Source organism: Bacteroides bouchesdurhonensis, from assembly GCF_900155865.1.
Lineage (GTDB): Bacteria > Bacteroidota > Bacteroidia > Bacteroidales > Bacteroidaceae > Bacteroides > Bacteroides bouchesdurhonensis.
The window spans coordinates 4,899,822-4,915,507 of sequence record NZ_LT707006.1 but is presented as its reverse complement, the minus strand read 5'-3'; the positions used below and the strand labels follow the sequence as shown (position 1 = coordinate 4,915,507).

General features: G+C 40.2%; 8 protein-coding genes. 7 read left to right on the top strand and 1 reads right to left on the bottom strand.

From position 1 onward, the window contains the following. The first annotated feature begins 27 nt into the window (after positions 1 to 27). The 7 genes from CZ225_RS21180 (at position 28) to CZ225_RS21150 (ending at position 14,264) form a co-directional block, all read left to right on the top strand. Positions 28 to 864, top strand: a complete 837-nt coding sequence (locus CZ225_RS21180) for a peptidylprolyl isomerase (RefSeq protein WP_077155392.1) — start codon at positions 28 to 30, stop codon at positions 862 to 864. Further along, a complete protein-coding gene (locus CZ225_RS21175) occupies positions 865 to 2,103 on the top strand; it encodes a M16 family metallopeptidase (RefSeq protein WP_077155391.1) in 1,239 nt (412 codons plus the stop codon). 5 nt (positions 2,104 to 2,108) lie between these two features. Then, positions 2,109 to 3,455, top strand: coding sequence for an MATE family efflux transporter (locus tag CZ225_RS21170; protein WP_077155925.1), 1,347 nt, complete (start codon positions 2,109 to 2,111; stop codon positions 3,453 to 3,455). A 12-nt stretch (positions 3,456 to 3,467) separates the two neighbouring features. Beyond that, entirely contained in the window at positions 3,468 to 5,825 is a 2,358-nt protein-coding gene (locus CZ225_RS21165) for an ATP-binding response regulator (RefSeq protein ID WP_077155390.1), read from the top strand. An 84-nt stretch (positions 5,826 to 5,909) separates the two neighbouring features. Beyond that, complete coding sequence (locus CZ225_RS21160) at positions 5,910 to 10,421, top strand: translocation/assembly module TamB domain-containing protein (protein WP_077155389.1); 4,512 nt, start codon at positions 5,910 to 5,912, stop codon at positions 10,419 to 10,421. A gap of 2 nt (positions 10,422 to 10,423) precedes the next feature. Next, positions 10,424 to 12,763 carry a translocation and assembly module lipoprotein TamL gene (gene tamL, locus CZ225_RS21155; RefSeq protein ID WP_077155388.1) on the top strand — a complete coding sequence of 780 codons (2,340 nt, stop codon included), beginning with the start codon at positions 10,424 to 10,426 and terminating at the stop codon, positions 12,761 to 12,763. Positions 12,764 to 13,352: 589 nt separating this feature from the next. Continuing rightward, positions 13,353 to 14,264, top strand: coding sequence for a nucleotidyltransferase family protein (locus tag CZ225_RS21150; RefSeq protein WP_077155387.1), 912 nt, complete (start codon positions 13,353 to 13,355; stop codon positions 14,262 to 14,264). A gap of 273 nt (positions 14,265 to 14,537) precedes the next feature. Here the strand turns inward: CZ225_RS21150 and CZ225_RS21145 are convergent, their stop codons facing one another. Continuing rightward, entirely contained in the window at positions 14,538 to 15,302 is a 765-nt protein-coding gene (locus CZ225_RS21145; RefSeq protein WP_077155386.1) for a LexA family transcriptional regulator, read from the bottom strand. Positions 15,303 to 15,686: the final 384 nt, after the last annotated feature.

Sequence of the window (15,686 nt, the reverse complement as noted above, 5' to 3'; positions counted from 1 at the left end):
TGCAAACTTAAATTAAATAAAAGTGTTATGAAAAAGATTGCATTAATACTATTAACCATATCTTTTTTCGGGCTCATGGCTTGTAAAACAGGTAACAAAAAAGGAGATAATATGGATAAGGAAACATTGGTAAAGATTGAAACAACTTTGGGTGATATCAAAGTTAAGTTGTATAATGAGACACCGAAACATCGGGATAACTTTATCAAATTGGCAAAAGAAGGAGTGTATGACGGAACATTGTTTCATCGTGTGATTAAGGAGTTTATGATACAGGCCGGTGATCCGGAATCAAAGAATGCTCCGAAAGGAAAAATGTTGGGCTCTGGTGATGTAGGGTATACTATTCCGGCAGAATTTGTGTATCCGAAATATTTCCATAGGAGAGGTGCTTTGTCTGCTGCCCGTCAGGGAGATAATGTGAATCCGAAGAAAGAGTCATCCGGTTGTCAGTTTTATATAGTAACAGGTAAAGTTTACAACGACTCTGCCCTGATAAATATGGAACGGGGGATGAATGAAAATAAGGTCACTCTTATTTTTAATAATCTGGCTCAGAAACATATGAAAGATATCTATAAGATGCGGAAAGACAATGATGAAAAAGGTCTTCTTGAGTTACAGGATAAATTGATTGCCCAAGCAGAGGAAGAGGCAGCCAAACAACCTGAATTCCGTTTTACTCCCGAACAGGTAGAAGCTTATACTACAGTAGGAGGAACTCCGCACTTGGATGGTGAATATACTGTGTTCGGTGAAGTGGTAGAAGGAATGGATATCGTAGACAAGATTCAGCAGGTGAAAACGGATCGTAGTGACCGTCCTGAAGAAGATGTGAAAATTGTAAAAGTAGAAGTAGAATAAATGAAAATAAACAGGCATATTCTTGACAATGGGTTACGTCTGGTACATTCGCAGGACGAAAGTACGCAGATGGTAGCCCTTAATATATTATATAATGTGGGAGCTCGCGACGAACATCCCGAACATACCGGTTTTGCCCATCTGTTTGAACATCTGATGTTTGGCGGCTCGGTGAACATCCCCGATTATGATATGCCGCTTCAATTGGCGGGTGGTGAGAATAATGCCTGGACAAACAATGACATTACCAATTACTACCTCACTGTACCCCGGCAAAATGTGGAAACCGGTTTTTGGCTGGAATCCGATCGTATGCTGAGTCTTGATTTCAGTGAACGGAGTCTGGAAGTACAGCGGGGCGTGGTAATGGAAGAGTTCAAGCAACGTTGTTTGAATCAACCTTATGGAGATGTGGGACATCTTTTGCGTCCCTTGGCTTATCGGACACATCCCTATCAATGGCCGACCATTGGAAAAGATTTATCCCATATTGCTAATGCGACTTTGGAAGAAGTGAAAGATTTCTTCTTCCGCTTCTATGCTCCGAATAATGCAATACTGGCTGTTACAGGAAATATTTCTTTTGAAGAGGCGGTGGCATTCACGGAAAAGTGGTTTGGACCTATTCCTCGTAGGGAAGTACCAGTAAGAAATCTGCCACAGGAATCAGTACAAACAGAAGAACGCCGATTGACGGTGGAACGCAATGTGCCGCTTGATTCTTTATTTATGGCGTATCACATGTGCGATCATCATTCTTCTGATTATTACGCATTCGATATTTTATCAGATATATTAAGTAACGGACGTTCCAGCCGATTCAATCAGCGTCTTGTACAAGAGAAACAACTATTCTCTAGTATTGATGCATATATTGCCGGTAGTGTAGATGCAGGTTTATTCCATATTTGTGGGAAACCGTCAACCGGTGTATCTTTGGAACAAGCTGAAGCTGCTGTACGGGAAGAGTTAGAATTTTTACAGCAGGAAACAGTGGATGCACAGGAACTGGAAAAAGTAAAAAATAAGTTTGAATCGACTCAGATATTCGGAAATATCAATTATTTGAATGTAGCGACTAATCTAGCTTGGTTCGAACTGCTTGGAAAGGCGGAAGATTTGGAATCTGAGGTGGATTGTTATCGTAGAGTAACTGCAAAGCAGTTGCAAGATGTAGCCCAAACAGCTTTTCGAAAAGAGAATGGGGTTATATTGTATTATAAAAAACAAGGTGTTTGAAAGCAATGTCCTATAAGATATACAAAGAACACTATAAAGCATTAATTTATCTGGGTTTGCCGATTGTGATCGGGCAAATTGGGGTTATAGTACTAGGTTTTGCCGATACTTTAATGATCGGACATCATAGCACGATAGAACTGGGAGCAGCTTCTTTTGTTAATAATGTATTCAATCTGGTTATTATTTTTAGCACAGGATTTTCGTACGGATTAACACCTATTGTAGGAGGGTTGTATGGTACCCATCAGTTTGCTCCTGCCGGTCAAGCACTACGTTGTAGTTTATTGGCGAATTTATTGATAGCTGTTTTGCTTACAATATGTATGTGTGTCCTTTATTTCAATCTGGAGAATCTTGGACAGCCGGAAGAACTGATCCCCTTAATAAGACCTTATTATCTTGTTTTGCTTGCTTCATTGATTTTCGTTATGCTTTTCAATGGATTCAAGCAATTTACCGATGGTATAACTGATACACAAACGGCCATGTGGATATTGCTGGGTGGAAATGTATTGAATATCATCGGTAATTATATTCTGATTTATGGCAAACTAGGTTTCCCTGAGTTGGGATTATTGGGGGCAGGTGTTAGTACTTTGTTTTCCCGTATTATGATGGTCGTTATTTTTGTTTTAGTCTTTTTACGCAGTCGCCGTTTTCTTCGTTATAAAATAGGTTTTTACCGTTTGGGATGGTCACGTGCGATATTTGGCCGTCTGAATGGTTTGGGTTGGCCCATTGCCTTGCAAATGGGAATGGAGACAGCTTCTTTCAGTTTGAGTGCGATAATGATTGGATGGTTGGGCACTATAGCTTTAGCCTCTCATCAGGTTATGTTGGCAATTTCTCAGTTTACTTTCATGATGTACTATGGAATGGGGGCTGCTGTGGCTGTTCGTGTTAGTAATTTTAAAGGGCAAAATGATATTCTTAATGTACGTCGTTCAGCCTATGCCGGTTTCCATGTGATGATGGCTTTAGGCCTTGTACTTTCGTTAATAGTCTTTTTATGTCGTAATCACTTGGGTAGTTGGTTTACAGATAGTCCGGAAGTTGCAGCTATGGTGACATCTCTGATTATTCCATTCCTGGTATACCAATTCGGTGACGGTTTGCAAATATCATTTGCTAATGCTTTGCGGGGGATTTCTGATGTGAAACCGATGATGTTCATCGCCTTTGTCGCTTATTTTCTGATTTCTCTTCCTGTTGGCTATTTCTGTGGCTTTATTATGGACTGGGGAATTGTAGGTGTCTGGATGGCGTTTCCTTTTGGGCTGACTAGTGCAGGTCTTATGTTATGGTTACGTTTCCGTCAGAAGACGAAAACTTTGACGGCAAATTCATAATATTCATAATCTATGTCTTCTTTTCGCTTTACTAAACTGAAAATCACCATTGGATATACTTTATTGTTGGCGATTCTTCTTTTCTCATTGATATTTGTACATCATGAGATGGAAAAGTTGTCGGCAGCCGATAATCAGCAAAATCTACGGACAGATAGTTTGATGTCGCTTCTTCATGAGAAGGACCAGAATACGCTTCAAATGTTACGGGTATTGAGTGAAGCAAATGACAACTTACTTTCTACTTCAGAAATTGAAGAAATTATTTCGGAACAGCAGGATTCATTGATAACCGTACAGCGTGTGCAGCACCGGGTGATTACAAAACGTGACTCTTTATTGACCACTCCGAAGAAGAAAGGATTTTTTAAGCGTTTAGCCGAAGCGTTTGTACCTTCTAAACAAGATAGTGCCGTATTAGTGAATACTTCTTTGGAAGTTGCGACAGATACAATCTTGGAACCTGCTGCTTCAACAACCGATTCTCTTCAACAGAAAATTCGCATGGCGAATGAAGAGAAACGTTTACAACAGAAAAAGAGTATTCGGCGCACCAGTACGAAATACCAACGGATGAATAATCAACTGACGGCAAGAATGGATAGTCTCATCAAAGATTATGAGGAAGAAATGTCTATTCGTGCCCAACAGGATGCAGAATTACAGCAAGCAGTGAGAATGCGTTCTGCACGTATCATTGCGGGAATTGCTATTGGTGCAGTGTTACTGTCCGGCTTTTTTCTGGTGTTGATTGGTCGGGATATCACTCGTAGTAATCGTTATCGGCAACAATTGGAGGAGGCAAATAGACGAGCGGAAGACCTACTTGTTGCGCGTGAGAAGCTAATGCTTGCCATAACTCACGACTTCAAAGCGCCATTAGGTTCCATTATGGGCTATACTGAATTACTTTCCCATCTAACAGAAGATGAAAGACAACGTTTCTATTTGGAAAACATGAAAAGTTCATCAGAGCATTTGTTGAAGTTGGTTAGCGATCTGCTGGACTTTCATCGACTTGATCTGAACAAAGCGGAAGTCAATCGTATTGTTTTCAATCCGGCTCAAATGTTTGAAGAAATACGTGTCAGCTTTGAACCGCTAACAGCAGCAAAGGGGTTGGCTTTGAAATGTAATATAGCTCCAGAATTATCGGATAAATATATCAGTGATCCTTTACGGATGCGTCAGATCGTGAATAATCTTTTGTCGAATGCCGTAAAATTTACTCAAAAAGGAGTAATCACACTGGACGCTTCCTATCGTTCATCCAGATTGACAATTGCTATTACAGATACCGGAAAAGGAATGGCTCCCGGAGATCGGGAACGGATATTTCAGGAGTTCACACGGCTTCCCGGCGCACAAGGAGAAGAAGGTTTTGGACTTGGTCTGTCTATCGTGAAAAAACTGGTTACTCTTCTTGAAGGTGAGATTGATGTTAAGAGTACGTTGGGAGAAGGAAGCTGTTTCACGGTAATCTTGCCACTCTTTCCTGTGGGCAGATCAGTGATGGAAAATAAATCTTCGGAGGCAGTAGAAGAGAAATCTGTAAATCTCGAGACTGCTAATTCTGAAAAGGCTTTGCGGATTCTTCTTATCGATGATGATAAAATACAATTAAGTCTGACTGCTGCCATGTTGGCACAGTCGCAGATTGAAACGGTTTGTTGTGAGCAATTAGAAGAACTGATAGAACAGCTTCGATCTTCTGAATTTGATGTATTACTGACCGATATACAAATGCCCGCTATTAATGGATTTGACTTGGTGAAACTATTGCGTGCATCCAATATTCTCCAAGCACGAACGATTCCGATTATAGCTGTTACTGCGCGAAGCGAAATGGATGAGGAGGCTTTGCATGAACATGGATTTGCCGGTTGTTTACACAAACCTTTTACTATCAAAGAATTGCTTTCTGTAGTATATGGTGGACAGGTAGCATTGGATAAAGAGAAACTTCTGACTGATGAAATAAAAACTCAGTTCCCCCAAACGACCTCTTGTAATTTGTCTGAAACATCTTCGTTGAATTTTTCAGCCTTGACTACCTTTTCCGAAGATGATCCGGAAGCAGCCCAAAATATTATAAAGAGTTTCATTGAAGAAACTATAAAGAATGCAGCCCGGATGCAACACGCTTTGGATAATAAACAAGTAGATGGAATAGCAGCTATGGCTCATAAACTCCTTCCTCTTTTTACTTTAATTGGTGCCGTTGAAATAGTCCCAAAGTTAAGTTGGCTGGAAGGGTGTCGTAGTGAGGAGTTTACTCAAGAAATACAGATAACGACAAAAGAAGTGTTGGGCTTAATTCAGACAGTAATCCATTCGGCGCAAAATTACAGGAAACGTGATTCGAGTTGATAAAAAAGTTTTGCCTTGTACCCAAACCTTTTTTCAAATTTAATTGTTTACTTTGTATCATCTTTATACACTGACACATCCTGTATGAAACGAAAATGGATAAGGTGGGTGAGCTGGATACTGCTTACCCCGGTATTACTCTTTGCGATACTGATGGTATTGCTCTATATTCCTCCCGTACAGAATCTTTTACGTCGGGAGGTTACAGCATATGCTTCAAAAGCAACTGGCATGGATATTCAAATTCAGCGGATTGATTTACGTTTTCCACTTAATTTATTAGTGCGCGGGGTAGAAGTTATTCAGCAACCGGATACCTTATTGTCATTGGAAAGCCTGAATGTACATGTACAGGCAATACCTCTTTTTAAAGGAAAAGTAGAAGTGGACGATATTACCTTGAAGAATGTAGTCGTTAATTCTGCTAATTTAATAGAGGGTATGAAAATTCAAGGTGTTCTAGGACAATTTCTATTGGAAAGCCATGGGGTTGATCTGCCTAATCAAGTAGCTGTTGTCAATCGGGCAGAACTTTCTGATACCCATGTACAATTGTTAATGAATGATACTACAACGACGCCTAAAGATACTACTGCCACATCACCGATAAATTGGAAAATAGACCTTCACCAATTGAAATTAAATAATATATCGTTCAGTATGGAACTTCCTACTGACTCGATGAAGATGGCTGCTCATATTGGAGAAGCCACGATCAATGAAGGTCGTGCAGACTTGAAGAATCAGTCTTATGGTTTGAAACAATTTCTCCTATCGGGTGCTTCCGCCAGTTATGATACAGGAAATGCTGAGCCGGCGAAAGGTTTCGATGCTTCTCATATTGCGGTCCGAGATATTCAGATTGGATTGGATTCTTTACTTTATCAGGGGCGAGATATGAATGCGATCATTCGTGAAGTTACGATGAATGAACGCTCAGGTTTGAGTATTACTTCACTAACCGGGCATTTATTTTCTAATGATTCTATTATTCGTGTTCCCAATCTGATTTTAAAGACACCTCATTCTGAAATGAATTTGACGGCACAAACTTATTGGGAACTTATCAATATTCCAACTACCGGACGATTAACTGCCCGTTTCAATGCTTTTATCGGTAAAGAAGATGTGTTGTTGTTTGCAGGAGGATTGCCGGATAGCTTTAAAAAAGCTTATCCTTTCCGTCCTCTTGTTATTCGTGCAGGTACGGAAGGAAATTTGAAGCAAATGCAAATTTCCGGTTTTACGGTTGATCTACCAGGAGCTTTTTCTGCTAAAGGTGGAGGATTCATGGAAAATTTGGCGGATAGTCTGACTCGTTCAGGAACAATAGGTTTGGAAATGAAGACAGGTAATCTGAACTTTCTGACTGCTTTGACGGGTACTGCTCCCAACGGTACGTTAGTGATTCCCGATAGTATGAATTTATCGACTAAAGTAGAAATAAAAGGACCACAATACAAGGCCAAATTAAAGTTGAAGAATAAAGGAGGTACGATCGATGCGAATGCGGCTTTGAATACATCAAGCGAAGTATATACAGCAGATCTGAAAGTAACTGATCTACAATTACATCATTTCTTGCCAAAGGATTCTTTGTACGAACTTTCACTTTCCGCAAAAGCAAGTGGACGGGGGGTAGACGTCATGTCTTATCGTTCACGAGCAAATTTAGATCTTACTGTTGATCATTTTCAGTATGCCCAATATCATATTTCCGGCATTCATTTGACAGGGGACATTAAAAGTGCTTTAGCTACTGCCCATCTGGTAAGTGACAACGCTTTGTTGAAGATGACGGCTGATGCGGAATATCATTTGGCACATAACTATCCCGACGGAAAAGTAACAATGGACGTTACTCAATTGGATTTGCATGAGTTAGGAATTGCCCTGAAGCCATTGAAACGTCCTCTTGCATTTAACTTTACTGCGGAAGCGCGTAAAGATCGGGTATATACTCATCTGATAGCAGGTGATATGAAACTTAATTTAAGTGCACGTGCCGGAGTTTATCCTTTGATTCGTCAGTCTACCCATTTTGTCAATATACTAATGAAACAGATTGATGAGAAGTCGTTGAATCATGCAGAGCTGCGCGAAGCTTTGCCATCAGCTATATTTTCTTTTTCTGCCGGGAAGGAAAACCCGTTGGCATATTTCCTGGCAACACGAAATATTTCATATCATGACGCTTCTTTGAAATTCGGTTCGGCACCTGATTGGGGAATCAACGGTAAAGCTGCTGTTCATGCTTTGAAAGTGGATACTTTACAATTGGATACTATCTTTTTTACCGTAGCGCAAGACACCACCATGATGAAGTTTCATGGAGGCGTTATTAACGGACCGAAAAATCCGCAATTTTCTTTCTCTTCTTCATTGATCGGAGAGATACATGATAAAGATGCTGAATTAATGGTTGAGTATAAAAATGTGCGGGGAGAAACTGGTGTTTTATTAGGAGTGAATGCCCGTCCTTTAGTCGGTGGAAATGGTAAAGGAGATGGTATTGCTTTTACATTAATTCCCAAAGAACCCATTATAGCATTCCGTAAGTTCCATTTTAATGAAAACCATAATTGGATTTATTTACATAAAAACATGCGTGTGTATGCTAATGTAGATATGCTGGATAATGAAGGAATGGGGTTTCGAGTTCATTCTGTACAGGGGGATACCGTCTCCTTACAGAATCTCGATATCGAGGCTCGAAAGATACGTTTGGAAGAGATTAGTAGTGTATTACCATATTTCCCGGAAATCACCGGACTGTTCACCGCCGAGGCCCATTATATACAAACGGAGAAGGATCTACAGCTATCTGCCGAGGTCGATATTGATGAACTTACTTATGAGCGGCAACGGATCGGTGATATAACCTTGGGTGCGACTTGGTTACCGGGTGAAAAGGGTAAACAATATATAAACGCTTATCTGAATCATGAAGAAATAGAAGTAATGGTGGCAGATGGGAAATTAATACCTACCTCCACCGGTAAAGATAGCCTTGAGATAAACACTACATTAGAGCATTTTCCTTTACGTGTTGCAAACGTCTTTATTCCGAATCAGATGGCAATGCTGACAGGAGATATGGATGGAGACTTGCATATAACGGGAAGTACACAACAACCTTTGATAAATGGAGAGCTAATATTGGACAGTGTGACTGTTCTTTCCCGCCAATATGGTGCTAATTTCTTGTTTGACAATCGTCCTGTAGAGTTGAAGAATAATCGTTTGGTGTTTGATAAGTTTGCTATTTATACTACCGGAAAGAATCCCTTTACCATTAACGGTTATGTGGATTTTCGTGATATGAGCCGTCCAATGGCAAATTTGGATATGTTGGCACAAAATTATATGCTGTTAAATGCAAAGCGGACTCGCGAAAGTCTGGTTTATGGAAAGGTATTAGCAGATATCAAAGCAACGGTGAAAGGTCCATTGGATGGTTTGAATATGCGTGGAAATATAAACTTATTGGGTAGTACTGATGTATCGTATGTACTGACAGATTCTCCATTGACAGTACAGGACCGCTTGGGAAGTTTAGTGACCTTTACTTCATTTAATGATACCACTAAGGTGGTTCAACAGGAGGTACCAACCGTATCTTTAGGAGGTTTGGATATGATCATGATGGTATACATCGATCCGTCTGTCCGTTTGAAAGTCGATTTGGATGCAAGTAGTGATGACCGTATCGAACTTGAAGGTGGAGGTGACCTTTCTTTGAAATATACGCCACAAGGCGATATGACGCTGACCGGACGATATACACTGACTGGTGGTTTGATGAAATATGCTTTACCTGTGATTGCTGCTAAAGAATTTGCGATTGAAAATGGTAGTTATGTAGAATGGACAGGAAATCCAATGGATCCACTGTTGAATTTTAAAGCAACCGATCGGATCCGAGCTTCTGTTTCTGAGGGTGAAAATGGTGGAACGCGAATGGTGAACTTCGACGTATCTATTATTGTCAAGAACCGGTTGGATAACCTTTCCTTTGCTTTCGACGTATCTGCTCCTGAAGATGCAACGATACAAAATGAACTGACCGCTATGGGGGCAGAAGAACGGGGAAAACAGGCACTCTACATTATGGTTGCCAAGACATATCTCGGCACCGGGCCAATTGGTGGCGGTGGAGGAGGACTGGGGAGTTTGAACATGGGATCTGCCTTAAACTCGGTACTTAGTAGTCAGATTAATGCATTGATGGGTAATTTGAAAAATGCAAGTGTGTCTGTAGGTATTGAAGATAATAATGCTACGGATACAGGAGGAAAGCGGACGGATTACAGCTTCCGTTATTCTCAACGTTTCTTCAATAATCGTTTCCAAATTGTTATTGGCGGTAAAGTGTCTACGGGTGAGAATGCAACCAATGATGCAGAATCCTTTATCGACAATATTTCTCTTGAGTATCGTCTTGACCGTACGGGAACCCGTTATGTCCGTTTGTTCTATGATAAGAATTACGAAAGTGTATTGGAAGGAGAAATAACTGAAACCGGAGTCGGTTTAATTTTGCGTAAGAAATTAGACAAACTGGGTGAATTGTTTATCTTTAAGAAAAAGAAGTAAGAATGAAACATAACTATATTACAATATGGATTTGTAGCTTGATCGGCATTTGTATTCTGACGGCTTGTTCATTGACGAAAAATCTCCCGGAAGGTGAAGTACTGTATACAGGGCAAAAGACTGTTGTGTTGAACGAATCGAAAACACCTGTAGGTGACGCGGCTATTACCGAGGTATCGGCTGCTCTTGATAAAGCTCCTAGTACCAAAATATTGGGGTTTTTCCCATTTCCTTTTAAAGTATGGATGTACAACGATTTTGTGAAGTATAAAAAGGGATTCGGTCGATGGATGTTTAACCGTTTTGCAGCTAATCCTCCCGTATTTATCTCTGCGGTCAATCCTGAAGTGCGCATGAAGGCAGCTACTAATTTGCTTCATGATTATGGGTATTTCAATGGGACAGTATCTTATAAGATAATAGTAGATAAGAAGGACAGTTTGAAAGCTGATATCTTGTATACAGTGGACATGAAGAATCCTTATTTTATAGATACGGTTTATTATCAGCGTTTCACTCCTCAGACCATGCAGATCATGGAGAAGGGGCGACGTGCATCCTATCTGACACCGGGTGAGCAATTTAATGTAGTAGACTTGGATAATGAGCGTACCCGTATCAGTAGTTTGTTGCGTAACCGGGGCTATTTTTATTTCCGTCCCGATTATATGACATATCAGGCGGATACCACCCTTGTCCCAGGAGGAAATGTGAGTCTTCGATTGATTCCAATTCCCGGATTACCGGCTGCTGCTCAACGACCATATTATGTGGGAAATGGTTCGGTGTATCTGTTCGGAAAGAATGGGGAGGAACCTAATGATAGTTTACAGTACGAGAATTTGAATATCCATTTTTATGATAAATTGCATGTACGTCCTAATATGCTTTATCGTTGGTTGAATTATCAGGCATTTGTACGGAATGAACGAATGCGGACTGCTAATAGCACCCGTCTTTACAGTCAGTATCGTCAGGAGCAGATTCAGCAGAAAATAAGCCAGTTAGGTATATTTAGTTATTTTGATTTGCAGTATGCACCTCGGGATACAATAGCTGTTTGTGATACATTGGATGTAACGATGCAAGCTACCTTTGCCAAACCTTTGGATGCAGAACTTGAATTGAATGTAGTAACTAAGAGCAATGATCAGACAGGACCTGGTGCTTCTTTTGGTGTTACTCGTAACAATGTGTTTGGAGGTGGAGAAAGCTGGAACGTAAAACTTAAAGGTTCTTATGAATGGCAGACCGGAGGAGGCGAGAAAAATTCTTTGATGAATAGTTGGGAAATGGGAGTCTCTACGTCATTAACTTTCCCAAGAGTACTTTTCCCACACTTGGGCAAACGTGAATTTGACTTTCCGGCAACCACTACCTTTCGCTTGTATATTGATCAGTTGAATCGTGCTAAATATTATAAACTGTTATCGTTTGGAGGAAATGCTACATATGACTTCCAACCCTCACGAACTAGTCGACATAGTATTACTCCTTTCAAATTAACGTTTAATGTCCTGCAACATCAATCTGATGAATTTCGTCAGATTGCTACTGCTAATCCTGCATTGTATGTTAGTTTGCAGAATCAGTTTATCCCTGCAATGGAGTATACGTATACCTATGACAATTCTTCGTTGCGTTGGGTGAAGAATCCTATTTGGTGGCAGTCTACCGTTACTTCTGCCGGAAACCTGACTTCTGTAATTTATCGTGCCTTGGGCAAGCCTTTTGATGAACATGGTAAGAGTCTGTTGGGTGCCCCTTTTGCACAGTTTGTGAAGCTGAACTCCGAGATACGCCATCTTTGGAATATGGATAAAAATAATAAAATAGCCAGCCGTCTGGCTTTGGGCGCCATCTTTACCTATGGCAATTCCTTGGTAGCTCCATATAGCGAGCAATTTTATGTGGGAGGTGCCAATAGTATTCGTGCGTTTACGGTACGTAGTATCGGACCGGGTGGCTATCATCCGGCAGAAAGCCAATACTCCTATTTGGATCAAACAGGTACATTCCGTTTCGAAGCCAATATCGAATATCGTTTTCGTATCTTTAGGAGTCTTTGGGGAGCTACTTTTCTGGATGCGGGAAATGTATGGTTGCTTCGTAAAGACGAAGATCGTGCAGATTCTCAACTTCGCCTGAAAACCTTCCCCAAACAAATTGCATTAGGTACGGGAGTCGGTATTCGTTATGATATGGATATTCTTGTGTTCCGTCTCGATTTCGGTATCCCTTTGCATCTTCCTTATGAAACTGATAGAAAGGGTTATTACAATGTCACAGGAGCTTTCATGAAAAACTTGGGAATACATTTTGCCATCGGTTACCCATTTTAATGTTCTTTCTTTGTCTTGAAACAAAGAAAGAACCAAAGAAAATTCAAGGCTGCGTTTTTCCGGCTACTCCGGTATTCCCTCGGGCTAAAGGGCAGAAACTCGCTACGCTCAAACAGTCTGCCCTTCTTAAACGCCCGATGAAATACCTGCGCTTGACGCCGGAAAAACGAGGCCGGAGAACCTTTCGGCATGTTCGCTTTATAGATGCTTTTGGCATGTTTTTTACATTCTGCATAATATGTCATTTATATTCTTTTCCATTTTGTATATCTTTTCCCTCTTTCGCATACTCTTCTCCCCCTTCCTCTTTTTTTATCTGCATAGCCTTATATGCCGCATGGTCTCCGACCTACTTTTTTCTCCGTTAAGCTAGGGACCGTAACGAAGCGTTAAAAAGGGCAGACTGTTTGAGCGTAGCGAGTTTCTGCCCTTTAGCGTAGTGAAGGGAGTGAGTAGGAGAAAAAAGTAAGTCTTGAATTTTTCTTTGGTTCTTTCTTTTGTTTCAAGACAAAAGAAAGAACATTTTTTGTACATTTGCAGCAGAAATTGATGCCGATGACATCACTAACCTTTTAATATTACACAAATTATGAAACCAACTTTATTCTTATTGGCAGCCGGTATGGGTAGCCGTTATGGTGGCTTGAAGCAATTGGACGGACTAGGTCCTAATGGCGAGACTATTATGGATTATTCTATTTATGACGCCATCAACGCCGGATTTGGCAAACTTGTATTTGTGATCCGCAAAGATTTTGAAAAAGACTTCCGTGATAAAATTATTTCCAAATACGAAGGTCATATCCCATGTGAACTGGTGTTCCAGTCTATTAATGATCTTCCTGAAGGCTTTACTTGTCCGGCAGATCGCACAAAACCTTGGGGTACAAATCATGCTGTAATGATGGGTGCCGATGTGATTAAAGAGCCGTTTGCTGTGATTAACTGTGATGACTTCTACGGACGCGATTCTTTCCAGGTAATGGGTAAGTTTCTTTCAGCCCTTCCGGAAGGTTCAAAGAATGTTTATTCGATGGTAGGTTTCCGTGTGGGAAACACATTGAGTGAAAGTGGTACTGTATCTCGTGGAATTTGCGGTACAGATTCTAACAACTTGCTGACTTCCGTAGTAGAACGTACTAAGATTCAACGTATCGACGGTGAAGTGAAGTATATCGATGATAATGGTGAGTGGGTTGCTACTCCTGATACGACTCCGGTAAGTATGAATTTCTGGGGATTTACTCCTGATTATTTCCCATATAGTGAAGAATTTTTCAAGGCTTTCCTGAGTGATCCGAAAAATATGGAGAACTTGAAGAGTGAATTCTTCATTCCATTGATGGTGGATAAGTTGATTAATGATGGAACTGCAACCGTAGAAGTACTGGATACTACTAGCAAATGGTTTGGTGTAACTTATCCGGAAGACCGCCAGAGCGTAGTTGATAAGATTCAGGCATTGGTGGATGCTGGAGAATATCCTGCTAAATTGTTTTAACAGTTTATTACTAGCTGAGAATTCAACCGGTAAGGTTATGGGATTCTTGCTAATTTAGATATATAGCGTAGATAGTGCGAATACTAAGCATTTCTACGCTATTTTTATTTCTTTGTCTCCCTAACTTGTATTTTGTATATTAATACTAATCCAGAGTACTCTAATTGAGAAGAAAAGTGTTTGGAAATAGTTGATATCTAAAGAACAACACCTGCCTGCCCCGTGCTGGCTATTGTCAGCTGACGGGGTGTGACAAGGGATCGCTTTTAAGGGTTATAATCGTGCGCTTCTGTCCACGATTTTGATCAGGTTGTATAGCTCCTCTACTTCGTCAAGATAGATTTTGTAATCTCTGAACATATCATTGAGTGAATGACAAGTGATAATACCATGCTCCACATCATGGTCTATAATCTGTTTGATTGCAATACCTTCCGTCCGGTGGACGATGATGAAATACCAGTCGTTGATATGAAGTCTGTATCTCCATAAATCCCGTTGGATTTCTCTCGCTAATACAATATCTCCATCGCAGATGGATTCTTTGGTACCGTTATCCATGCTATCTCCTTCTGCTTCAAAAAGCATATACTTTCCATGATAAGTCCGGTCTACAATGACTGGCAAATTAGGGAGGCTTTCCATATACCCCTCATCGTTGTATCCGTTTAAATATCCACATTGGGCGCGGACGTGTACCAACGGCACGTTCATGAATCCTGTTGTATCCAAGCGATGGGCATTGGGGGAAACATAGAGATTGGGATTTTTATTTCCTTCTTCGGTTGAAATAGTAGAGTTAGCGTTCTCTGGCTCTTTCTTTGCATACATATCTCCTGATCCGGTTAATAACCAGTCATAACTATATTGCGGAAACTTGTCGATTATTTTTTGGCAAGTAGCCCTTGAAGGACTTCTTTTTTCATTGACTAAACGAGTGATAGTCACATTGCTACTCATGCCGATAGCGGTACTGAAGGAATTCTTGTTGTGTCCTTCGGTTTCCATAATGTATTTTACTCTTTCCCAGCCTTCCATACTTACAATTGTTTAATGAGGTTATATGATTAGTTAGCGCATTTGCATATAACAAACACTTCTTTTAATGCAAAGAAACAAAGAAAATTTGATAGATACAAACATATACATTGTTTTATTAGACAATTTACTAACATTTAATTAGTTTTTTGTCGAAAGGAGATGAAATTATACAAATGAAGTATAGAATGCTGTTGGAAAAGTTGTTATTGCAGTACTTTCATCCTTTTGCAACTGATATCAAGTCTGTAATATTCAGTTGTAAACATAGTTGTTTTTTATGATTCAAACAACTTTTAGATACTAAAAATGATTTTATAAGTTACAGGTTAATGTAAAAGAGAGGTTATATGACGATGAATAAACTCTTTTTTTATTTACCAA

Excerpts from the sequence above, each read along its gene's own strand:
- CZ225_RS21180 (WP_077155392.1), top strand. The coding sequence starts at position 28 with ATGAAAAAGATTGCATTAATACTATTAACCATATCTTTTTTCGGGCTC.
- CZ225_RS21175 (WP_077155391.1), top strand. The coding sequence starts at position 865 with ATGAAAATAAACAGGCATATTCTTGACAATGGGTTACGTCTGGTACAT.
- CZ225_RS21170 (WP_077155925.1), top strand. The coding sequence starts at position 2,109 with ATGTCCTATAAGATATACAAAGAACACTATAAAGCATTAATTTATCTG.
- CZ225_RS21165 (WP_077155390.1), top strand. The coding sequence starts at position 3,468 with ATGTCTTCTTTTCGCTTTACTAAACTGAAAATCACCATTGGATATACT.
- CZ225_RS21160 (WP_077155389.1), top strand. The coding sequence starts at position 5,910 with ATGAAACGAAAATGGATAAGGTGGGTGAGCTGGATACTGCTTACCCCG.
- tamL (WP_077155388.1), top strand. The coding sequence starts at position 10,424 with ATGAAACATAACTATATTACAATATGGATTTGTAGCTTGATCGGCATT.
- CZ225_RS21150 (WP_077155387.1), top strand. The coding sequence starts at position 13,353 with ATGAAACCAACTTTATTCTTATTGGCAGCCGGTATGGGTAGCCGTTAT.
- CZ225_RS21145 (WP_077155386.1), bottom strand. The coding sequence starts at position 15,302 with ATGGAAGGCTGGGAAAGAGTAAAATACATTATGGAAACCGAAGGACAC.